Consider the following 20420-nt stretch of genomic DNA (forward strand, 5'->3'; position numbering starts at 1 on the left):
GAACAGCCCTCTAGAACTGGTCGATGAGCAGGGCGATGGAGAAGTAGCCGTAGAAGACCACAGCCACGCCCATCATCACCAGGCGCCAGCCGCCGAGGCGGATGACCCGGGGCAGGAACCGGCGGTTGATGACGATCAGCAGCATCGAGTACAGGAACATCACCACGCCGCCCGCCGACGAGGAGATCAGGATCAGCGCGAGCGGTTCCTCGGTGCCCGACAGCAGGATCGCCGACCCGGCGATGATCATCGCCCAGATCACCGCGAAGTAGATGCGGCTCTCGGTGACCTTGGTGCTGTCGCGGAAGAACGTGACCTTGACGGTGTCGGCGGTCAACCGGCTCACCCAGTCCATGATGCCCAGCTGGGTGGAGAACAGCGCGATCGCACCGGCGCACCAGAACGCCATCTGGAACCAGAGGCCGAAGTTCTGCCCGAAGATCTCGCCCTCGGCCTTGATGAAGTCGAAGTCGTCCTCGGGCAGCGGGTGGCCGAACACCGTGGCGTAGGCCAGCACCGACATGATCACCAGGGTGCCGCAGCCGAGCACGAAGAAGGTGCCGAACTGCTCGACGTTGGCGACCTTCCACCAGCCCTTCCAGCGGCGCCGGTTGTCGTCGCTGTCGAGGAACATGTGCCCGGTCCCGGCCGCGGCGGCCTCCTCGCCGGTGAACGGCGAGGTCACCCGAGGCATGAACTGCCCCATGCCCATCTGCTTGTCGCGCACCCAGTTGCTCTGCACGAGGTTGTTGCCGCCACCGGCTCCGGCGAAGGCGATCGCGCCCAGCAGCGCGGCGACGCCGCCGACCTCCTCCATCGGCGGCAGCTGGCCCACGCTGGCGAAGCTGGCGCCGAAGGCGGCCCAGTCCGACAGGCCGGTGCCGACGAACAGCGCCACCACCAGGAACACCGCGATGCCGCCCACCAGCACCATCTCGACGCGCTCCACGGTCCGGTAGACCACTTTGGACAGGGTGAGCGCGGATCCGATGGCCACCATCGCCACGATCGCGATCGGCACCGGTGCTCCGGCGCCCGCCACGTAGGTCACGATCGTCGCCGCGCCGGTCGCCCAGCCCGGCCAGAGGTTGGGGATGATCGCGATGACGGTGATCAGCACGCCCAGCGGGGGCCAGATCCTGGTGAAGCCGGTGACCGCGGTCTCGCCGGTGGCCAGCGTGTACCGCTCGATCTCCATGTTGAGGATGTACTGCATGAAGAACCCGAGCACGGCGGTCCACATGAGAACGAGACCGACCTGGCTGGTGATGTAGGGCCACAGCACGAACTCACCGGAGCCGATCGCGGTGGCGGTGAGGATGATGCTGGCGCCGAAGATCTGCCGGAACCGGCGCGGCTCGGGCAGGTCCCGGTACCTGGCCGGGGGGAGGAACTTGCTCGGCAGTTCGCGGGCGACGGCCCCTGCTTCCGGTATCTCTCGGTCCTGGATGGCCACGGTGCCTCCTGGGTGGAGCGGATACGGCCGATCAGGTGTAGCAACCCGACATCCGCTTGTGAACCAGCTCACACATCTGGATCCATCCCGAATGTCCGAATCGAAAGCCGTGCGCAGCGGAAACACCCCGCCGAAAGCCGGTGCGGTCAGGCCGCTCTCCGGTAAAGTGATCTTTTCTGACTCGATGGCGAAGGGACCCGCACCGATGCCCAAGTTCTCCTGGCACACCGACCCCGTTCCGGCGGGCCTGGCGGTGCGGCAGGTGTACGGGTTCCTGTTCGTCCCCGACGGCAGGCTGCTGATCCGCCTCGACGGCAGCAAGCACACGCTGCCCGGCGGTCGGCCGGAGCCGGGCGAGGTCGCCTACGCCGACATCCTGCGCCGCGAGGCGATGGAAGAGGTCACCGTCGACATCGACGAGCCGCACTACCTCGGGTACCAGCGCGTCGACGACGGCATCTCCCCCTACGCCCAGGTCCGGATGGCCGCGGTGATCTCGTGCGCCTACCCGCCCGCGCCGGACCCGGACAGCGGCCGCACCTACCGGCGCCTGCTGGTGCACCCGAGCAAGGCCGGTGACCTGCTGGCCTGGGGCGAGACCGGCTACCTGCAGGCCACCTGCGCCGCCGAGGCGGCCGTGGACGTGCTCGGGCTGCCCGCCGAGGGACTGCCCCCGTCCGGCGATCTCTGACCCCTCCACCGCGCGTCGACCAGGCACGACCTCTCTTGACCGGGACCTCGCATCTCCCCTATTGTTCGCATGCAGCACATCTGTTCACTATGCGCACAACAAGGGGTGGTCGGGGTGGCACGCATCCTGAGCCTTCGCGAGGCCGTCGCGGAGCTCGTCCACGACGGCGACACGGTCGCGCTGGAGGGCTTCACGCATCTCATCCCGGTCGCCGCCGGACACGAGATCATCCGGCAAGGCCGCAAGGACCTGACGCTGATCCGCATGACGCCGGACATCGTCTACGACCAGATGATCGGTGCCGGATGCGCGCGCAAGCTGATCTTCTCCTGGGGCGGCAACCCCGGCGTCGGCTCGCTGCACCGCTTCCGCGACGCCATCCAGAACTCCTGGCCGGTGCCCCTGGAGATCGAGGAGCACAGCCACGCCGGCATGGCCAACCGCTACGCCGCCGGGGCCTCCGGGCTGCCGTTCGCCGTGCTGCGCGGCTACACCGGCACCGACCTGCCGGCCCAGACCGAGACGATCAAGCCGATCGAGTGCCCGTTCACCGGCGAGCGCCTCACCGCCGTCCCGGCGGTGAACCCGGACGTGGGCATCATCCACGCGCAGCGCGCCGACCGGGCGGGCAACGTGCAGATGTGGGGCATCACCGGCGTGCAGAAGGAGACGGTGCTGGCCTCGGCGCGGTCGCTGGCGACCGTGGAGGAGATCGTCGACGAGCTCGAACCGGTGCCGGGCGCCGTCGTGCTGCCGCAGTGGGCGGTCACCGCCGTCGCCGAGGTGCCGCGAGGCGCGCACCCCTCGTACGCGCAGGGCTACTACGAACGCGACAACAGCTACTACCAGGAGTGGGATCCGATCGGCCGGGACCGCGAGCGGTTCGAGCAGTGGCTGGCCACCGAGGTCCGCGGTGCGGAGAGGAGCGCGCGATGAGCCTGGAGTTCACCTCCGACGAGATGATGACGGTCGGGGCGGCCCGGTCGCTGGAGGACGGCGCGAAGTGCTTCGTGGGCATCGGATTGCCCAGCACCGCGGCCAACCTGGCGCGCCGCACCCACGCCCCGAACCTGGTGCTGATCTACGAGTCGGGCACCCTGGGCGCCAAGCCCGACCGGCTGCCGCTGTCCATCGGTGACGGCGTGCTGGCCGACACCGCCGACTCGGTGATCAGCGTGCCGGAGATCTTCAACTACTGGTTGCAGCCGGGCCGCATCGACATCGGCTTCCTCGGCGGCGCGCAGGTCGACAAGTTCGGCAACATCAACACCACCGTCATCGGCGGCGACTACAGCAACCCGAAGGTGCGGCTGCCCGGCGCGGGCGGCGCCCCGGAGATCGCGGCCTCGTGCCGCGAGGTGCTGATCGTGATGCGGATGAGCCCGCGCAGCTTCGTCGACCGCGTGGACTTCGTGACCTCGCTGGGCTACGGCACCGGCAAGGGCGACCGCGAGGAGCTGGGCCTGCGCGGCAAGGGCCCGGTCAAGGTCATCACCGACCTCGGCGTGCTGCGCCCGGATCCCGACACCTGCGAGCTCACCCTCACCGAGCTGAGCCCCGGTTCCACCGTCGAGCAGGCCAAGGAAGCGGCGGGCTGGGACCTCAAGGTCTCGGACGACCTCGGCACCCAGGATCCGCCCAGTGAAAACGAGCTGGAAGTCCTGCGCGCCCTCAAAGCTACGGTCTAACCGTCAGGCAAGCACCGAAGGTGCTTCCTCTTTGCCCCAAGCAAGCAACCGGCACCGCCGCGGGTTCTGAGCGGCTCTCTGGTGAGGACAGCCGTAGCGCCGTGTATTGGAATACATCAGTCTCGGATCCCGGAGCCAGAGAGCCGCTCAGGTTCCGCCACCCGCACCGCCAAGCACAAGGACCACCGAGATTTGACCCAAGTTCAAGGAGTCCACTTATGACTGTTCATGAGACTCGGTCGGATTCCGGTCTCATCCTGCCCGAGTACCTGCCCGACGAGGGTTCGCACCCGCCGCTGGATTCCCCCGGGTACCGGTCCTCGGCGCTGCGGCACCCGAAGCAGCCGCTGCAGTACCTGCCGCAGAACCTCACCGAGGTCACCGGGCCGCTGCTGGGGCAGGACCGGTGCGGCGAGCAGGACCACGACCTGACCGCGCAGCACGACGGGGAGCCGCTGGGCGAGCGGATCATCGTCAGCGGCAAGGTGCTCGACTCGGCGGGCAAGCCGATCCCGAACACGCTGGTGGAGATCTGGCAGGCGAACTCGTCGGGTCGCTACCTGCACCAGGGCGACCGGCACCCCGCTCCGCTGGACCCGAACTTCTCCGGCACCGGGCGGTGCATGACCGACGCCGAGGGCAACTACCGGTTCATCACCATCAAGCCCGGCGCCTACCCGTGGCGCAACCACGACAACGCGTGGCGCCCGGCGCACATCCACTTCTCGCTGTTCGGGCAGGCGTTCACGCAGCGGCTGATCACCCAGATGTACTTCCCGGGCGACCCGCTGTTCTACCAGGACCCGATCTTCAACTCGGTGCGCGACGAGAAGGCCCGCGAGCGGATGATCTCCCGGTTCGACCTGGACTCCACGGTTCCCGAGTGGGCGCTGAGCTTCAAGTGGGACATCGTGCTGCGCGGCCCGCAGGCCACCGTGTTCGAGGACGAGGAAGAGGAGGACGACGACTGATGGGCGTTCCCGCCACCACCCCGTCGCAGACGGTCGGCCCGTTCTACGCCCTGCCGGACGGGATCCTGTGGGACGACGGGCCCGAGCTCGTGCCCGCCGACCGCGACGGCGCGTTCGTGCTGCACGGCGTTCTCCGCGACGGCAACGGCGATCCGGTCCCGGACGGGGTGATCGAGATCTGGCAGGCCGACGAGCAGGGCCGTTTCGACCACCCCGACGACCCGCGCCCGGACTCCTCGGGCTGGCAGGGCTTCGGCCGCTGCCCCACCGACACCGAGGGCCGGTTCTGGTTCCGCACGGTCAAACCCGGTGCGCTTCCCACCCCGGGCGGCGAGACCGAGGCACCCCACATCGACGTGACCGTGCTCGCCCGGGGCATGCTCAACCGCGTGGTGACCCGCGTGTACTTCCCCGGCGAGGCGGCCAACGACGCCGACCCGGTGCTGGCGGCGGTGCCCGCCGAGCGGCGCGACACGCTGCTGGGCGTCACCGACGAGCAGGGGCTGCGGTTCGACGTCCGCCTGCAGGGCGATGGCGAAACGGTGTTCTTCGCGGTCTGATGGGGCGGTCAGTCCACAGGAGATCGAAGGAGTCGGGTGTGTTCGGTTCGATGTTCAGCACTCCGGAGGCCACCGAGCGCACCGGCGACGCGGCCTGGCTGCAGGCGATGCTGGACTTCGAGTCGGCGCTCGCCGCGGCGCAGGCCAAGGCCGGGATCGTGCCACCCGAGGCGGCCGAGGACATCGCGGCGCACTGCCGCGCGGAGCTGTTCGACGCGGCCTCGATCGGCGATCGCGCGGTGGCCTCAGCGACGCCGGTGATCGCGCTGGTCAAGGACCTCGCGGCGGCGGTCGGCCCGGGGTCGCGTCCGCACGTGCACCGGGGCGCGACCAGCCAGGACGTCATCGACACCGCGGCGATGCTGCTGACGCGCGACGTGCTGGAGCTGGTCGTCGAGGACCTGCTGGCGGCGGCGCGGGAGTGCGCGAGGCTGGCCGATCAGCATCGCGGGACGGTGCTCATCGCGCGTTCGCTGCTGCAGCAGGCGCTTCCGACGACGTTCGGGCTGCGCTGCGCCGGCTGGCTGACCTCGCTGGACGAGGCGATCACCGGGCTGCGGCGGGTTCGTCCGGCGGTGCAGTTCGGCGGCGCGGCGGGCACGTTGGCGTCGCTGGGCGACGGCGGCACCGAGGTGCTGGGCGGGGTCGCCGAGCGGTTGGGGCTGGCCGAGCCGGTGCTGCCGTGGCACACCGACCGCGCCCGGATCGCCGAGCTGGCGGGTGCTCTCGGCACCGCGTGCGGGGTGCTGGGCAAGATCGCGCTGGACGTGGAGCTGCACGCCCAGACCGAGGTCGGCGAACTCACCGAGGGCAGGCCCGGCGGGTCCTCGGCCATGCCGCACAAGCAGAACCCGGCCACGTCGGTGCTGATCACGGCCGCGACCCAACGCGTTCCGGGGTTGGTGGCGACGCTGCTGTCGGCGATGCCGCAGTCCTACGAGCGCGCGGCCGGTGCCTGGCAGTCGGAGTGGGAACCGCTGACCGAGCTGCTGCGCCTGTCGGCAGCGGCGGCCCGGCGGACGCGGGAACTGCTGGAGGACCTGGAGGTTCACCCGGACCGGATGGCCGAGAACCTCGACCTCACCCGCGGGCTGGTGCTCGCGGAGAACGCCGCAGGGCGACTCATGGGCGCGCTGGGCCGCACCGACGCGCAAGCGCTGGTCGCCGAGCTGTGCCGGCGCACCACCGGGAACGGCAGCACGCTGCGCGCGGAGCTCCTCGCCGAACCCCGGGTGCGCGAGGTGCTCTCGGAGGACGACGTGGTCGCGGCGACCTCGGCGAGCGACTACCTGGGGTCGGCGTCGGAATTCATCGATCGGGCTTTGGCCGCGCACACCGGAATGGAGGAGCGTTGAACGTCAACCACGAGCTGACCGGGCCCGAGGGGGCTCCGGTGGTGGTGCTGTCCAACTCGCTGGGAACCGACCTGCGCCTGTGGGACGAGCAGGTCCCCGCGCTGCGCGAGCACTTCCGGGTGCTGCGCTACGACCAGCGCGGGCACGGCGGCACGAAGGCCGAGCCGGGCCCGTACTCGCTGGCCGACCTGGGCGGCGACGCGCTGGAGCTGCTGGACCGGCTGGGCGTCGAGCGAGCCCACTTCGCCGGGGTGTCGCTGGGCGGCATGACCGGGATGTGGCTGGCCGAGAACGCGCCGGAGCGCATCGCCTCGCTGGCGTTGCTGTGCACCTCGGCGGATCTGGGCGGCCCGTCGTGGTCGGAGCGGGCGGCGACGGTGCGCGCGAACGGCATGGCGGCGATGGTCGACTCGTCGCTGCCGCGCTGGTTCACCCCCGCCGCGGTCGGGAACCCGGAGATCCGGGAGAAGTTCACCGACATGATCCTCAGCGCCGACCCGGAGGGCTACGCGGGCTGCTGCGAGGCGATCGCCGAGATGGACCTCGCCGACGGCCTGCCGGGGATCACCGCGCCGACGCTGGTGATCGCCGGTGCCGAGGACCCTGCCACTCCCCCGTCGCACGCCGAGCGCATCGCCGCCGGTGTGCCCGGGGCGCGGGTCGAGGTCCTCTCACCCGCCGCGCACCTGGCCAACGCCGAGCAGCCGGAGGCCGTGAACCGGTTGCTGCTGGAGCACTTCGGGGGTGCCGCGTGAGCGACGAGAGCCGCTACGACGCGGGCATGGCGGTGCGGCGCGAGGTGCTCGGCGACGCGCACGTCGACCGCGCCAACGCCCGCAAGACCGACTTCACCGAGGGCTTCCAGGACTTCATCACCCGCTACGCGTGGGGCGAGGTGTGGACCGGCGACGGCGTCGACCGGCCGACCCGCAGCATGCTGACGCTGGCGATCCTGGCCGCCACCGGCTGCGAGGACGAGTTCGCGATGCACGTGCGCGCGGCCCGCCGCAACGGCCTGGAGCCCGAGCGGATCAAGGAGGTGCTGATGCACGTGGCGATCTACGCGGGCGTGCCCCGCGCCAACACCGCGTTCGGCATCGCCAATACGATCCTGAGCGAGGAAGAGCCGGGGTAGTTTCATCCGAGGCCGTTCCGCCGACGAGGGGATCATCGATGGAGTCCGAGTCCGACACCAGCAGCGGCTACGTGCAGTCGCTGGCGCGGGGGCTTGCGGTGATTCGCGCGTTCAGCGAGTCCAGTCCGGAGATGACGCTCTCGGAGGTCGCCCGCGCGACGGACCTGTCGCGCGCGGCGGCCCGCCGGTTCCTGCACACCCTGGTCGGCCTGGGCTACGTGTGGACCGACGGGCGGGTGTTCGCGCTGACGCCGCGGGTGCTGGAGCTGGGGTTCTCGTACCTGTCCAGCGTGTCGCTGCCGGAGATCGCCCAGCCCCACCTGGAGGGCCTGGTCTCGGAGGTGCACGAGTCGGCGTCGGTGTCGGTGCTCGACGGCACCGACATCGTCTACGTGGCGCGGGTTCCCACGTCGCGGATCATGACGGTCTCGATCAACATCGGCACCCGCTTCCCGGCCTACGCGACGTCGATGGGCCGGGTGATGATGGCCGACCTGCCCGAGGACCGGCTGCGCGCCCACCTCGACCAGGTCGACCTCGCACCACTGGGCCCGCACACGATCACCGGGCGCGAGGCGCTGCAGGAGGAGCTGGCGCGGGTCCGCGAGCAGGGCTGGGCGCTGGTCGACCAGGAGCTGGAGGCGGGGCTGCGCTCGATCGCGGCTCCGATCCGGGACCGCTACGGCCGGGCGGTGGCGGCGGTGAACATCTCCTCGCACGCCAGCCGCACCACCCGCGAAGCGGCCGAGAAGGACCTGCTGCCACCGCTGCTGGCCACCGCCGGGCGCATCGCCGGAGATCTGGCGGTCTCGCCGCAGTCCCGCGCCGTGGTGCGCTAGCTTCCTGCCATGCGGCGACGCCGCATTCTCCTTTCACCACCCAAGGCACTGGCACCGCCGCGGGTTCTGATCGGCTTCGTGGCGAGTACGCCGGGACGCCGCGAATTGGCAACTCAAGGAACGGCGCACGGAGTCCACGGAGCCGATCAGGTTCTGCTACCCGCACCGCCAAGCAAGGCGATACCTCAACGCCGAAAAGAGCTCACAGGTCGTCCTGAGCCCAGCCGTGGCGGTAGAAGGCGCGGATGTGGGCCGCGGTGCGCTCCTCGGCGGCTTCGGCGTCGCCGTCGCGCAGGGCCTGGTAGATCGCCCGGTGGTCGGCGCGGAGTTCGTCGGCGATGGGGTCCCAGTCGTCGCCGAGGGCGTCGAAGGCGGCCAGCAGCGGGCGGCGCATCGACTCGCGGATCGCGATGGTCATGTCGGCGACCAGGCGGTTGCCGCCGGCTTCGGCGATGCGCACGTGGAACTCGGTGTCGAGATCGTTGAACCGGGCCCGGTCGCAGTCGGGTGAGTCCATCTCGTCGAGGAGTTCGGCGAGCCTGGCCAGGTCGTCGGGCCGGGCGCGGGCGGCGGCGTGCCGGGCGCTCTCCCGTTCGAGCATGAGCCGGGCGCGCACCACGTCGGCGACGGGGAAGTTGGCCAGCGCCACGTGCAACCGCAGCAGCCGGGTGAGCGCCTGGCTGGGCAGCGCGGCCACCGTCGTGCCGGAGTCGGGCCCGGTTCCCACTCCCATCCGCAGCACGCCCTGGGCCTCCAGCGCGCGGAACGCCTCGCGGACCGCGGCGCGGCTGACGCCGAGCATCTTGGCGAGGTCGCGCTCGGCCGGAAGCCGGTCACCGACCTTGAGCGCACCGGTGACGATCTGCTCCTCGACGCGGTCGATGACCAGCTCGTAGGTGCGGGTGCGGGCGACGGGACGCCAGTCGGCGTCGCCCGCGTCGGCTTCGAATCCGCTCACTCGGTCCCCTTTACACGCGCCGTCCGTGATCCCTAGGGTAAGTGCCGCCTATGGTCGGACCATAGAATGGTCGACAAGTCGGGTGTCGTGGCGTTCGGTGCGCGAGGATTCCGGCGAGGACGGAGAGGAACCGGTGATGCGCGCATGAGGGTGGCCCTGTTCGCGACCTGCCTCGGCGACACGCTGTTCCCGGAGGCGCCGAAGGCGACGGTGCGGCTCCTGGAACGGCTGGGGTGCGAGGTCGACTTCCCGGCCGCGCAGACCTGCTGCGGCCAGATGCACACCAACACCGGCTACCGCAAGCAGGCCCGCTCCTCGGTGCGGACGTTCGTCGAGGCCTTCGCCGACTACGACGCGGTCGTGGCGCCGTCGGGTTCGTGCGTGGCCTCGGTGCGCCACCAGCACACCCAGGTCGCCGACGGCGACCGCGCGCTCACCCGCGCGGTGGAGCGCACCGCGCCGAAGGTGCACGAGCTCTCGGAGTTCCTGGTCGACGTGCTGGGCGTGACCGACGTGGGCGCCTACTTCCCGCACCGCGTCACCTACCACCCCACCTGCCACTCGGCGCGGCTGCTGCGCGTCGGCGAGCGCCCGCTGCGGTTGCTGCGCGCGGTGCGCTCGCTGGACCTGGTGGAGCTGCCCGCCTCAGAGCAGTGCTGCGGGTTCGGCGGCACGTTCGCGCTGAAGAACCCCGACGTGTCGGTGGCGATGGGCGCCGACAAGGCCCGGCACGTGCGCGAGACCGGCGCGGAGGTGCTCTGCGCCGGGGACGCGTCGTGCCTGATGCACATCGGGGGCCTGCTGTCGCGGCAGCGCTCGGGCGTCCGGGTGCTGCACCTGGCCGAGATCCTGGCCTCGACGGAAGGAGACCAGCGGTGAGCGCCACTCCCCTGGGGATGCCCTCGTTCCCGACCGCCGCCAAGCGGGAGCTGGCCGATTCGCAGCTGCGGCACAACCTGGCCAACGCCACCTCCACGATCCGCCGCAAGCGCGCCGACGTGGTCGGCGAGCTCGACGACTGGGCGCAGCTGCGCGACGCGGGCGCGGCAATCAAGGCCCACACGCTGTCCAACCTGGACACCTACCTGGAGCGGTTCGAGACCGCGGTGACCGAGGCCGGGGGCACGGTGCACTGGGCCCGCGACGCCGCGGAGGCCAACCGGATCGTCACCGATCTCGTCCGGGCGACCGGTGAGCGGGAGGTCGTGAAGGTCAAGTCGATGGCCACGCAGGAGATCGAGCTCAACGAGGCGCTGGCCGAGGCCGGGATCGACGCGTGGGAGACCGATCTGGCCGAGTTGATCGTCCAGTTGGGGCACGACACGCCCAGCCACATCCTGGTTCCGGCGATCCACCGCAACCGCGCGGAGATCCGGGAGATCTTCCGCCGCGAGATGGGCGCCGTCGGCACCCCGGCTCCCGAGGACCTCACCGACGAGCCCGCGCGGCTGGCCGAGGCGGCGCGGCGGCACCTGCGGGAGAAGTTCCTGCGGGCCAAGGTCGCGGTCTCGGGCGCGAACTTCGCGGTCGCCGACTCCGGCACGCTGGTGGTGGTCGAGTCCGAGGGCAACGGGCGGATGTGCCTGACGCTGCCGGAGACGCTGATCAGCGTGGTGGGCATCGAGAAGGTGGTGCCGAGCTGGCGGGACCTGGAGGTGTTCCTGCAGCTGCTGCCGCGGTCGAGCACCGGTGAGCGGATGAACCCCTACACCTCGACCTGGACGGGCGTCACGGCCGGGGACGGGCCGCAGGAGTTCCACGTGGTGCTGCTGGACAACGGGCGCACCGACGCGCTGGCCGACGAGGTGGGCCGCCAGGCGTTGCGCTGCATCCGCTGCTCGGCGTGCCTGAACGTGTGCCCGGTGTACGAGCGCACGGGTGGCCACGCCTACGGCTCGGTGTACCCGGGGCCGATCGGGGCGGTGCTGACGCCGCAGCTGCGCGGCACGGCGTCCGAAGTGGACAAGTCGTTGCCGTACGCGTCGTCGTTGTGCGGCGCGTGCTACGACGTGTGCCCGGTGGCCATCGACATCCCGGACCTCCTGGTGCACCTGCGGACTCGCGTCGTCGAGGAGCACTCGGCGAAGGACAAGCCGATGGACGCGCTGATGGGCTTGGCGTCGTGGGTGTTCGGCGACGCCAAGCGGTTGGCGGCGGTGCAGAAGGTGGCGTCGTGGAGCCGGAAGGTGATCGGACGGCGCGGCACGATCGGCCGGCTGCCGGGTCCGCTGTCGGGGTGGACCGACGCGCGGGACGCACCCGCTCCGGCGCAGGAGTCGTTCCGCTCGTGGTGGCAGCGCACCCGCGGCGAGGAAGGGGGCGGGCGATGAAGTCGGATTCGGCGCGCGAGGCGGTGCTGGGCAGGGTTCGTCGAGCGCTGCGCGACACCGAGCGCACACCGCTGTCGGCGGTACCGCGCGACTACCGCTCCACGCGCCCGCGGGCGGATCTGGTGGCGGCGTTCTGCGAGGCGGTCGCCGACTACAAGGCCACTGTGGACCGGGCTGCCGCCGATGAGGTGGTCTCCCGGATCGCCGGGATCGTCCGGGACGCGGGCGCGCGCCGCCTGCTCGTCCCGGACGGGGCACCACAGGCGTGGTCCGCGGCGCTGGGCGAGGAGTTCGAGCTCGTCGACCCCGAGGCGTCGACGACGGCGTTGGAGCAGGTCGACGCGGTGATCACCACAGCCGCGGTGGGCATCGCCTCGACCGGCACGATCGTGCTGGACCACGGCCCGGGCCAGGGCCGCCGCGCGGTGACCCTGGTGCCGGATCTGCACGTGTGCGTCGTCGCCGAGCCCCAGGTCGCCGACGACGTCCCGGCGGCCCTGGCCCGCCTGGACCCGGCCCGCCCCACGACCTTCATCAGCGGGCCCTCGGCCACCAGCGACATCGAGCTCAACCGGGTCGAGGGCGTCCACGGCCCCCGAACCCTCCACGTCCTGGTCGCACCGTCGGCCTGAGCTAGAGCGGGAGGACGTCGGCGAGGACCACCCCGGGTTCGGTCAGGCGGTGGGCGGCGGGGCTGTCGTAGACGACGAGGAGCTCCCCGGAGGGCAGCAGCGCCAGCCCTTCGGCGTGGTCGTCGCCCTCGCCGTGGGGGACGTCGAGCTCGCGGTGGAGTTCGGCGCGGTGCACGACGTCGGCGGTGTCGAGGGCGGCGGCGCCGGGCCAGCGGTAGACGCGGACCGGACCGTCGAGGGCCATCGAAGGCCCGGCGAGCAGCAGCAGGTCGTCGCCGTGCACGCACATGTCGCGGATGCCCAGTCCGTCGAGGTCGAGGAAGATCTTCGCGTAGCGCTCGTCGTCGATCTTGCGCAGTTCCAGTTCGCCGTCGTCCTCGCGGGGTTCGAGCAGCAGCACCACGGCCCAGCCGCGCAGCACGGGGCCGCGCAGTCCGAGGTAGACGCGCTCGTGGCCGGGTTCGCCGTGCACCGCGATGCCTTCGACGTCGAGCCCGTTGTCCTTGCCGGGGATGGACAGGAACGGGGCCAGGTGGTCGTCGTCGGCGAGCAGGTCGATCAGCCCTCCCCTGCCCAGCGCGGCGCTGCGGGCGCCTTCGGGGGTGCGTTCGGCGGGCACGTCGTCGGACAGGGCGATGCGGGCGAGCACGCGGCGGCTGGGTTCGGCGCTGACCGAGGCCAGCCGCTTGGCGGCCTTGGCGTCGGTGTGGTGCTCCTTGATCTTGCGCCGCTTGGCGCTGTGCGAGCCCACGACCCACAGGAACGGGCCGTTGCGGGAGATGCCCTCGACGTCGACCTCCTCGTCGGCCTCGCCGGGCAGGTCGACGACGTCGGCGAGCGGGAAGGTGACGTGCTCGCGGTACTCGGCGGGCCGGTCCGGGTCGTCGCAGCGGAGCCGTTCGACGGTGGCGGTCTCGTCGCCTGCGATCCACAGGTGCTCGCCGTCGGTGCGCACCGCGGAGAGGTTGACGTGGGTGTCGGATTCGACCGCCCCGGCGGTGAAGATCAGGCGCACCGTTCGTGCTACGTTCATCCATCGCTTTCTACCAGGCGGTTCCGCGACGAGCTCCTCGATCAGGGAGTCCGGATGTTCTCCTCGCCCACACGATCAAGTGACTGCTGGAACCGTCGCGCCGGGGGTGCGGTCCTAGGCGATGTCGTTGTCCACGCGTCCATGGGAGAAGGAAAGGGGTCGCCGTGCCAGACATCCGGGTCCGGCTCCGCGGTGGGCCGCAGGACGGTCAGGAGCTGACCGTCTCGGCCGACTCATCGGGCAAACCGATCCCGCGCATCACCCTGCCCGCCCGCGCTCGCAATCCCGAGGCCGTACCGCCTCGGCTGATCTACGAGCGCTCCGGCAAGCACGGTGATGGAACCTGGGAGTTCCGCTACGTGGGTGCCGAGACCTGACACCCCGCGGCGGCGGCAGGGCACGGAGCCGGGTGCCCTGCCGGTCGTCACCGATCATCACCGCCGGGCGAGGGCCTCCGGGCTGCGCATGACCGTGGCCCGCGCGCCCGCTCCGATCCGGGCGTACACCTCGGGTTTCGCCCGCTTGAGCAGCATCCCCCACGCCGATCCGACGGCGAAGACGCCCGCCAGACCCGACGGCACCACCCAGCCCAGCGCGTGCCCGGGCGCGACGCCCAGCGTCGTCCGGTACGAGAGCACCGCCGCCACCAGCACCAGCGCCAGCAGCGCGGCGGCCAGCGCGGGCGCGATGGTGGTGGGCCAGGCGCCGTGCCCGTGACCGCCGGTGCGGCGGAAGAACCCGACGACGGCCACCGATGTCAGCAGCACCAGCAGCAGCACGCCGAGCGCACCGGTCGTGGCGCCCCGGGAGAACAGGTGCACCGCCGGGTCCAGCTCCAGCACAGCGGTGACCGCGACGGCCGCGGCGCTGACCGCCGTCGCGACCAGCGACCCGGCCACCGGCGCACCGGTCCGGGCGCTGGTGCGCACCCACCAGCGGGCTCCGACGCCTTCCAGCCCGAGCGAGAACAGGTAGCGGGCGCACACGTGGTGGAAGGCCAAGGCGGCGGCGAACATCGAGGTCAGGTACAGGACGTTGCCGACGTCGACCAGGGTCGCGGGCAGCCGCTGGGCGGCCAGGGCGAACAGCAGCCGGGTGGAGTCGCGGTCGGCGGCGGCCACGACCGATCCGGGCCCGGTCGCCACCGTCATCGCCCAGGTGGATGCGGAGAACAGCCCGCCGATGACCAGCAGCGAGATGGCCGCGGCGTGGATGACGGTGCGCGGATCGCGGGCCTCGCGGGCCAGCACGGTGAGGTTGGCGAACCCGATGAACCCCGTGAAGGCGACGAGCAGGATCGCCCCGGCCGAACCGGTCAGCAGCACCGACGGGTCCAGCGCTCCGAAGGTGAGGCCCTCGGGCCCGGGGGCCGCCACGAACGCCACGTCGTAGACCACGAGCGCCGTCACCTCGGCGAGCAGCAGCAGCGCCAGCACGCGCCCGTTGACGTCGATGCGCTGCAGCCCGAGCGCGGCCACCAGCGCGATCGCCGCCGCCGAGTACCACCACCAGGTCGGGTCGGCGCCGGTGAGGCGGCGGGCGAAGTCGGCCGCGCCGACGCCGAAACCGCCGACCAGCCCGCCGAGGATGAGCAGGTAGGACACCACGGCCACCGCGCCCGCACCGGCTCCGGCGGCCCGGCCCAGGCCCTTGGCGATGTAGGCGTAGAAGGCACCGGCGTTGTCGACGTGCCGGGACATGGTCACGTACCCGATCGCGAACACGCCGACGACCAGGGCCACCACCAAGTACCCGAGCGGCAGGCCGGGTGTGGCGGCGACCGCGAAGCCGTTGGCGGCCACACCGCCGACGATGGTGGCAGGGGCACCGGCGGCCACGGTGAAGAACACGATCGACAACACGCCCATCCGGGATCCGGCCAGCGTCGCCGACACCTTCGAAGGGGGCACGTTCACGCTCCTAGTGCTCGGTTCAGTGCCGCGGGGTGATCGCCGACGCTCCGCGGGCCGCGCCGATCTCGTGGAGGAGGCTGCGCAGGGTTCCGGGCAGCAGCGATTCCCACGAGTTCATCCGGAACTCCCCCTGCCGCAGCGCGTTCTTGCTGAAGCGCAGGTGGCGCAGCACCCCGGTCTCGCGGGTCAGCAGCGCGAAGGTGATCTCGGTGAGCCGTTCGGGCACGGTGATCACGCCGTTGCCGGTGGCCGTGTCGGTCCCGGTGAACAGCTCTTCGAGCTCGGCGGTGGTGCCGCGGCGGGTGTCGGCGAGGCGCCAGGCGGCGGCCGCTCCCCCGCGCAGCCCGCCGGAGATGGGGACCTCCCGCAGCACGTCGACGAGCACCAGCCGCGACCGGACCTTCTCCACGGAGGTCTGGGCGAGGTACTCCAACCAGGTGCGCAGGTCGTGGCCGGCTTCGCGGCGGATCTCGCGCAGCACCGTCCAGGACAGGAAGTCGGGGCAGCGCCCGTTGCCGCTGGGTCGGACGTCGGGGGTGAGGGCGATCTCCTCCTCCACGATCAGCTCGGCGAGCAGCCCGCCCGAGCACCCGAGGGCGAGCAGGTCGGCGTCGATGCGCGGCGAGATCCGGTTCTCGCCGCTGTGGGCGGCGAGGAAGAACCGGTCCGCGATGCGCAGCGGGAGCCGCGTGCCGTCGGGCTCGGAAACGCTCCGGCCATTCCTGGCCACGCCCTTCAACACGTGGTCGATCTCCTTCACCAGCCAGAACGCGTTCGTCGCGGGAGTTGCACTCCGGAAGGTGTCCAGGGCGGCACTCCGCGTGGTGAACCCCATCGTTCAAGATCAACGCCGGGTCGCGCATCGGCCGGGCGTCTGATGTGGCCGAATCGTTGTGGTGGCTAACCGTCCGTTTACCGGTCCGCGCTCAGCGCCGGAACCGGGCGGGAACAACCGGGACGCGCATTGACTTCCACCTGAGTCGAGGTTCGAGGATGGAACCACCCGAACGACACCACCACCACGTCACGAAGGACCTCCAGTGAACGCCAACTGGTCGACGATGCGCTCGTTCGCGAGCGACAAGTCCGTCACCCGGCAACGCCTGTCCGCCGGCCTGCTCCGCCGCATCGGCGGCTACGCACGCCCCTACCTGCGCGACATCGTGCCGTTCCTGGTGCTGGTCGCGCTGGCCGCCGCGCTCGGCGTGGTCAACCCGCTGCTGTTCAAGGCCATCATCGACGACGGCATCGTGCCCCGGAACTTCTCGCTGGTCGTGTGGCTGGCCGTGGCGGTGGCCGGGGTGGCGGTGCTGGAGGCGGCGATGAGCCTGGCCCAGCGCTGGTACTCGGCCCGCCTCGGCGAGGGCCTGATCTACGACCTGCGCCGGGAGGTCTTCGACCACGTGCAGCGGATGCCGGTGGCGTTCTTCGTGCGCGCCCAGACCGGGGCGCTGGTCAGCCGCCTCAACAACGACGTGATCGGCGCGCAGCGGGCGCTGACCTCGACGTTGTCGTCGGTGGTGTCCAACGTGCTGAGCCTGGTGCTGGTGCTGGTCACCATGTTCACGCTGTCCTGGCAGATCACCGTGATCGCGCTGCTGCTGCTGCCGCTGTTCCTGCTGCCGGTGCGCTGGGTGGGCCGCCGGCTGCAGCGCATCACCCGCGAGCAGATGAAGCTCGACGCCGAGATGAGCTCGCTGATGACCGAGCGCTTCGGGGTGGCCGGGGCGATGCTGGCCAAGCTCTACGGCCGCGCCGACGAGGAGTCCGAGCGCTTCGCCGCCCGCGCCGAGCGGGTGCGCGACATGGGCGTCATCTCGGCGATGTACAGCCGGGTGTTCATGGTGGCGCTGACGCTGCTGGCGGCGCTGGCCACGGCCGTGGTCTACGGCCTGGGCGGCGGCCTGGTGCTGGCGGGGGCGTTCCAGCTGGGCACGCTGGTGGCGCTGGCGACGCTGCTCAACCGCTTGTACGGGCCCCTGACGGCGCTGTCGAACGTGCACGTGGACGTGATGACGGCGCTGGTGAGCTTCGACCGGGTCTTCGAGATCCTGGACCTCAAGCCGATGATCACCGAGAAGCCGGATGCGCGGGTGCTGCCCGCGGGGGCCTCCGACGTGGAGTTCGACCACGTCTCGTTCCGCTACCCGGCCTCCAGCGAGGTGTCGCTGGCGTCGCTGGAGTCGGTGGCGCGGGCGGATCACTCCCCGGCGCACCCGGTGCTGCACGACATCAGCTTCCGGGCCGAGCCGGGCCGGACCGTCGCGCTGGTGGGGCATTCCGGGGCGGGCAAGACCACGATCACGAACCTGGCCGGGCGGCTCTACGACGTCGACGCGGGCGCGGTGCGCATCGGCGGCGTGGACGTGCGCGACACGTCGCTGGCCTCGCTGTACGACCACGTCGGGGTCGTCACGCAGGACGCGCACCTGTTCCACGACACGATCCGCGCCAACCTCACCTTCGCCCGCCCCGACGCGTCCGAGCAGGAGCTGACCGAGGCGCTGCGCACGGCTCAGCTCGGGCACCTGATCGACTCGCTGCCCGACGGCCTGGACACGGTGGTCGGCGACCGGGGGCACCGCCTCTCCGGTGGCGAGAAGCAGCGCCTGGCGATCGCCCGCTTGCTGCTCAAGGCCCCGCCGATCGTCGTCCTCGACGAGGCCACGGCCCACCTCGACTCGGAGTCCGAAGCCGCGGTGCAGCGCGCCCTGGCCACGGCCCTGTCCGGGCGCACGGCCCTGGTCATCGCCCACCGCCTCGCCACCATCCGCGAAGCCGACCGGATCCTGGTCATCGACGACGGCCGCATCGCCGAGGACGGCACCCACGAAGAGCTCCTCGCCCGAGGCGGCCACTACGCCGAGCTCTACCGAACCCAGTTCGCCCAGCAGACCGACCCCGACACCGAGCAGTCCGCCTCGAACGCTCAGCAGACCGGCCCGGACGCCGAGCAGTCCTACTCGGACGCTCAGCAGACCCGCCCGGACACCCAGCGGACCGGTCCGGACGCGGCCTCGGACTCCGACGAAGCCGCCTAGCGGTCAGCGCTCCTCGTTCCCCTGCCAACGGTCACGGTGACAACGTCCGTTGGCAGGGGGCAGTTTTAGCCATAATCACCCATGATCAATGTCCGAAATGTCGGGACAATTATGGCTAAAACTGTCCCCCTCCAGAACCGCGAACCACCCGGAGGGACCTCGGGGGCAGGAGGTGCACCGAAGGGTGCCTCTGAGACGAGTCCCCGGAGGAAGATTTGGGAGGGGATTTTGAAAGGGGTTTTGGGCGGGTTATTCCCGGGGTGGTGCGACTGAGAGGGTGCCTCGGGGGTCGACCTGGGTGAGGAGGGCTGTGCAGAGGTCGTCGAGGAGGGTCACCTGGGACTCGTCGAGGGCGTCGACGATCAGCGAGCGGACCTTCTCCACGTGGCCGGGAGCCGAGGCGACGACCTTGGCCAGGCCGGCTTCGGTGAGCTCGGCGATGCTGCCGCGGGCGTCGTCCTCGGCCTTGCGGCGGGCGACGAAGCCCTGCTGCTCCAGCCGGGACACCACGTGCGAGACCCGCGACGGCGAGGCGTTGGACTGCTGCGCGAGGTGGCTCATCCGCAGCTCGCGCCCGGGCGCCTCCGACAGCATCGACAGCACCCAGTAGCCGAACATCGTCAGGCCCGCGTCGCGCTGCAGCTGCGCGTCCAGGGCGGCGGGAACCACCGTCATCAGGGCCGCCAGCTTCCGCCAGGCGCGCTGCTCGTCGTCGCTCAGCCAGCGCGTATCGCTCACGACCCGAGCTTAACAGGGGTTGAAGTTTCAAAGAGGCCCTACGACCAGCGGCGACACGCCGCGCGCGGCGCAGAACGACCCGATCTCCTCCCGCAACCGAACCGCCGCCGGGGCCGCCTGGAGCGGCGTGCGCTCCAGCGACCGGCCGAGCCGCCGCAGCCGCCGCAGCACGGCCTCGGTGCGCCGGGTGGTGGCCGCGGCGAGCACGAGGTCGACCTGCTCCGCGGCGCCGTCGACGTCGCGGCCCCGCAACCGCACCTCCGCCAGGTCCAGCCGGGCCAGGCACAGCTCCCCGATCCGCTGCCGCTCGGGCGGTTCCTGGGCGTAACCGGCGATGGCGGTGATCGCGTCCCGCTCGGCGTGGGCGAGGCCCACCTGCCCGCCCAGCCACAGCGCGGTGGAGGAGGCGTAGGCGTACTGCTTGGCGACCGGGAACTCCATCATCCCGGCCGGGAAGTCCGCCTCGGCGACCTCCTCGCGCGCCTGCTCGGCCCGGGTCAGGGCGCGTTCGGCGGCGTGGGCGTCGCCCAGGCGCGCGTGCGCGCGGGCCTCGATCGCGGCCAATCGCACTGCGGCGGTGCCGGATTCGGGCGGGTAGTGCAGTCCGTCGCGGGCGAGTTCGACGGCGTCGCGGCCGCGGTCGTCCCAGTAGGCCACCAGGCTCTGGGTGCCGCGCACCCAGCAGCGCAGCGCGTCGTCCCCGGCCTGATCGGCGCACTGGAAGGCGGTGCGCGCCTGCGCTTCGGCCGCTGCGGGGTGGCCGAGGTCGAAGGCGGCGGTGGACATCGCCGCGCAGATCAACCCGGCGGTGCGGAACCAGTCGCGGGCGTGCTCGGCCGGGACCCTCCGCTCCAGCACCTTCAGCGCCCGGTCACGCAGCTCGCGCAGCTCCACGAACAGCGGGAACACCGGCTGGTGCGGGTAGTCGTCGATGATCCGCGCGACGTCGACGCGGAAGCGGTCGAGGCTCTGCGGCCCGCCGTGGCCGGACCGGGCGGGGGTGACGGGTTCGGTAGCAGGCATGAGCGCCTCGCTCTCCACGTGGCCGTTGCCTCACGAGCCGGTCCGGACCTGGGATTT

21 protein-coding genes are annotated in these 20420 nt (G+C 71.4%); 14 read left to right on the top strand and 7 right to left on the bottom strand.

All coding sequences use genetic code 11. The features are described from left to right. Nucleotides 1-10 precede the first annotated feature (10 nt). Nucleotides 11-1456, bottom strand: coding sequence for an Nramp family divalent metal transporter (locus QFW96_RS05705; protein WP_281454462.1), 1446 nt, complete (start codon nucleotides 1454-1456; stop codon nucleotides 11-13). 184 nt (nucleotides 1457-1640) lie between these two features. On the opposite strand from QFW96_RS05705, the gene QFW96_RS05710 reads away from it, so the two are divergent. The 9 genes from QFW96_RS05710 (at nucleotide 1641) to QFW96_RS05750 (ending at nucleotide 8695) form a co-directional block, all read left to right on the top strand. Next, a complete protein-coding gene (locus tag QFW96_RS05710) occupies nucleotides 1641-2147 on the top strand; it encodes an NUDIX domain-containing protein (RefSeq protein WP_281454463.1) in 507 nt (168 codons plus the stop codon). A 114-nt stretch (nucleotides 2148-2261) separates the two neighbouring features. Next, nucleotides 2262-3083, top strand: coding sequence for a CoA transferase subunit A (locus QFW96_RS05715; RefSeq protein WP_281454464.1), 822 nt, complete (start codon nucleotides 2262-2264; stop codon nucleotides 3081-3083). Further along, nucleotides 3080-3835, top strand: a complete 756-nt coding sequence (locus tag QFW96_RS05720) for a CoA-transferase subunit beta (RefSeq protein WP_281454465.1) — start codon at nucleotides 3080-3082, stop codon at nucleotides 3833-3835. Before QFW96_RS05715 ends, QFW96_RS05720 begins: the two co-directional genes overlap by 4 nt. A 218-nt stretch (nucleotides 3836-4053) precedes the next feature. Continuing rightward, the gene (gene pcaH / locus QFW96_RS05725; RefSeq protein WP_281454466.1) at nucleotides 4054-4806 is read left to right on the top strand and encodes a protocatechuate 3,4-dioxygenase subunit beta; all 753 of its coding nucleotides are present in this window, start codon (nucleotides 4054-4056) and stop codon (nucleotides 4804-4806) included. Beyond that, nucleotides 4806-5366: a protocatechuate 3,4-dioxygenase subunit alpha gene (gene pcaG, locus QFW96_RS05730; protein ID WP_281454467.1), complete on the top strand. Its 561-nt coding sequence runs from the start codon at nucleotides 4806-4808 to the stop codon at nucleotides 5364-5366. The genes pcaH and pcaG overlap by 1 nt, the downstream gene beginning before the upstream one ends. Nucleotides 5367-5404: 38 nt before the next feature. Beyond that, on the top strand, nucleotides 5405-6721 hold the full coding sequence (gene pcaB, locus QFW96_RS05735; protein WP_281454468.1) for a 3-carboxy-cis,cis-muconate cycloisomerase: 1317 nt from the start codon (nucleotides 5405-5407) through the stop codon (nucleotides 6719-6721). Then, nucleotides 6718-7476 (top strand): 3-oxoadipate enol-lactonase, encoded by a 759-nt coding sequence (gene pcaD / locus QFW96_RS05740; protein ID WP_281454469.1) that lies wholly within the window; start codon nucleotides 6718-6720, stop codon nucleotides 7474-7476. The genes pcaB and pcaD overlap by 4 nt, the downstream gene beginning before the upstream one ends. Continuing rightward, nucleotides 7473-7856, top strand: a complete 384-nt coding sequence (gene pcaC, locus QFW96_RS05745) for a 4-carboxymuconolactone decarboxylase (RefSeq protein ID WP_281454470.1) — start codon at nucleotides 7473-7475, stop codon at nucleotides 7854-7856. The genes pcaD and pcaC overlap by 4 nt, the downstream gene beginning before the upstream one ends. Before the next feature lie 38 nt (nucleotides 7857-7894). Continuing rightward, complete coding sequence (locus tag QFW96_RS05750) at nucleotides 7895-8695, top strand: IclR family transcriptional regulator (protein ID WP_281454471.1); 801 nt, start codon at nucleotides 7895-7897, stop codon at nucleotides 8693-8695. A gap of 202 nt (nucleotides 8696-8897) precedes the next feature. Here the strand turns inward: QFW96_RS05750 and QFW96_RS05755 are convergent, their stop codons facing one another. Next, the gene (locus tag QFW96_RS05755) at nucleotides 8898-9653 is read right to left on the bottom strand and encodes a FadR/GntR family transcriptional regulator (protein ID WP_281454472.1); all 756 of its coding nucleotides are present in this window, start codon (nucleotides 9651-9653) and stop codon (nucleotides 8898-8900) included. Nucleotides 9654-9797: 144 nt separating this feature from the next. Here QFW96_RS05755 and QFW96_RS05760 point away from each other — a divergent pair, with 144 nt between their 5' ends. The 3 genes from QFW96_RS05760 to QFW96_RS05770 are packed head-to-tail and all read left to right on the top strand — an operon-like array spanning nucleotide 9798 to nucleotide 12615. Continuing rightward, on the top strand, nucleotides 9798-10532 hold the full coding sequence (locus tag QFW96_RS05760; RefSeq protein WP_281454473.1) for a (Fe-S)-binding protein: 735 nt from the start codon (nucleotides 9798-9800) through the stop codon (nucleotides 10530-10532). Between the two features lie 17 nt (nucleotides 10533-10549). Further along, nucleotides 10550-11983 carry a LutB/LldF family L-lactate oxidation iron-sulfur protein gene (locus tag QFW96_RS05765; RefSeq protein ID WP_281454657.1) on the top strand — a complete coding sequence of 478 codons (1434 nt, stop codon included), beginning with the start codon at nucleotides 10550-10552 and terminating at the stop codon, nucleotides 11981-11983. Further along, complete coding sequence (locus QFW96_RS05770; protein WP_281454474.1) at nucleotides 11980-12615, top strand: LutC/YkgG family protein; 636 nt, start codon at nucleotides 11980-11982, stop codon at nucleotides 12613-12615. The genes QFW96_RS05765 and QFW96_RS05770 overlap by 4 nt, the downstream gene beginning before the upstream one ends. A 1-nt stretch (nucleotide 12616) precedes the next feature. Here the strand turns inward: QFW96_RS05770 and QFW96_RS05775 are convergent, their stop codons facing one another. Next, complete coding sequence (locus QFW96_RS05775; RefSeq protein WP_281454475.1) at nucleotides 12617-13648, bottom strand: DUF3616 domain-containing protein; 1032 nt, start codon at nucleotides 13646-13648, stop codon at nucleotides 12617-12619. 164 nt (nucleotides 13649-13812) lie between these two features. On the opposite strand from QFW96_RS05775, the gene QFW96_RS05780 reads away from it, so the two are divergent. Continuing rightward, a complete protein-coding gene (locus tag QFW96_RS05780) occupies nucleotides 13813-14025 on the top strand; it encodes a hypothetical protein (protein ID WP_281454476.1) in 213 nt (70 codons plus the stop codon). Nucleotides 14026-14082: 57 nt separating this feature from the next. On the opposite strand, the gene QFW96_RS05785 is transcribed toward QFW96_RS05780, so the two are convergent. Both QFW96_RS05785 and QFW96_RS05790 read right to left on the bottom strand, forming a co-directional pair. Further along, the gene (locus tag QFW96_RS05785) at nucleotides 14083-15558 is read right to left on the bottom strand and encodes an APC family permease (protein WP_281454477.1); all 1476 of its coding nucleotides are present in this window, start codon (nucleotides 15556-15558) and stop codon (nucleotides 14083-14085) included. 22 nt (nucleotides 15559-15580) lie between these two features. Beyond that, the gene (locus tag QFW96_RS05790) at nucleotides 15581-16396 is read right to left on the bottom strand and encodes a GPP34 family phosphoprotein (RefSeq protein ID WP_281454478.1); all 816 of its coding nucleotides are present in this window, start codon (nucleotides 16394-16396) and stop codon (nucleotides 15581-15583) included. A 226-nt stretch (nucleotides 16397-16622) separates the two neighbouring features. Between QFW96_RS05790 and QFW96_RS05795 the strand changes: the two genes are divergently transcribed. Next, nucleotides 16623-18602, top strand: coding sequence for an ABC transporter ATP-binding protein (locus tag QFW96_RS05795; protein ID WP_281454658.1), 1980 nt, complete (start codon nucleotides 16623-16625; stop codon nucleotides 18600-18602). Between the two features lie 249 nt (nucleotides 18603-18851). Here QFW96_RS05795 and QFW96_RS05800 read toward each other — a convergent pair whose 3' ends face one another. Together QFW96_RS05800 and QFW96_RS05805 are read right to left on the bottom strand one after the other, a co-directional pair. After that, nucleotides 18852-19340, bottom strand: coding sequence for a MarR family winged helix-turn-helix transcriptional regulator (locus QFW96_RS05800; protein WP_281454479.1), 489 nt, complete (start codon nucleotides 19338-19340; stop codon nucleotides 18852-18854). A gap of 27 nt (nucleotides 19341-19367) precedes the next feature. After that, entirely contained in the window at nucleotides 19368-20363 is a 996-nt protein-coding gene (locus QFW96_RS05805; protein ID WP_281454480.1) for an NsdA family TPR-like regulatory protein, read from the bottom strand. Nucleotides 20364-20420 lie beyond the last annotated feature (57 nt).

The sequence above is a fragment of the Saccharopolyspora ipomoeae genome, from assembly GCF_029952525.1.
Classification (GTDB): domain Bacteria; phylum Actinomycetota; class Actinomycetes; order Mycobacteriales; family Pseudonocardiaceae; genus Saccharopolyspora; species Saccharopolyspora ipomoeae.

Excerpts from the sequence above, each read along its gene's own strand:
- QFW96_RS05710 (WP_281454463.1), top strand. The coding sequence starts at position 1,641 with ATGGCGAAGGGACCCGCACCGATGCCCAAGTTCTCCTGGCACACCGAC.
- QFW96_RS05720 (WP_281454465.1), top strand. The coding sequence starts at position 3,080 with ATGAGCCTGGAGTTCACCTCCGACGAGATGATGACGGTCGGGGCGGCC.
- pcaH (WP_281454466.1), top strand. The coding sequence starts at position 4,054 with ATGACTGTTCATGAGACTCGGTCGGATTCCGGTCTCATCCTGCCCGAG.
- pcaG (WP_281454467.1), top strand. The coding sequence starts at position 4,806 with ATGGGCGTTCCCGCCACCACCCCGTCGCAGACGGTCGGCCCGTTCTAC.
- QFW96_RS05750 (WP_281454471.1), top strand. The coding sequence starts at position 7,895 with ATGGAGTCCGAGTCCGACACCAGCAGCGGCTACGTGCAGTCGCTGGCG.
- QFW96_RS05760 (WP_281454473.1), top strand. The coding sequence starts at position 9,798 with ATGAGGGTGGCCCTGTTCGCGACCTGCCTCGGCGACACGCTGTTCCCG.
- QFW96_RS05765 (WP_281454657.1), top strand. The coding sequence starts at position 10,550 with ATGCCCTCGTTCCCGACCGCCGCCAAGCGGGAGCTGGCCGATTCGCAG.
- QFW96_RS05770 (WP_281454474.1), top strand. The coding sequence starts at position 11,980 with ATGAAGTCGGATTCGGCGCGCGAGGCGGTGCTGGGCAGGGTTCGTCGA.
- QFW96_RS05775 (WP_281454475.1), bottom strand. The coding sequence starts at position 13,648 with ATGAACGTAGCACGAACGGTGCGCCTGATCTTCACCGCCGGGGCGGTC.
- QFW96_RS05790 (WP_281454478.1), bottom strand. The coding sequence starts at position 16,396 with ATGGGGTTCACCACGCGGAGTGCCGCCCTGGACACCTTCCGGAGTGCA.
- QFW96_RS05795 (WP_281454658.1), top strand. The coding sequence starts at position 16,623 with ATGCGCTCGTTCGCGAGCGACAAGTCCGTCACCCGGCAACGCCTGTCC.
- QFW96_RS05805 (WP_281454480.1), bottom strand. The coding sequence starts at position 20,363 with ATGCCTGCTACCGAACCCGTCACCCCCGCCCGGTCCGGCCACGGCGGG.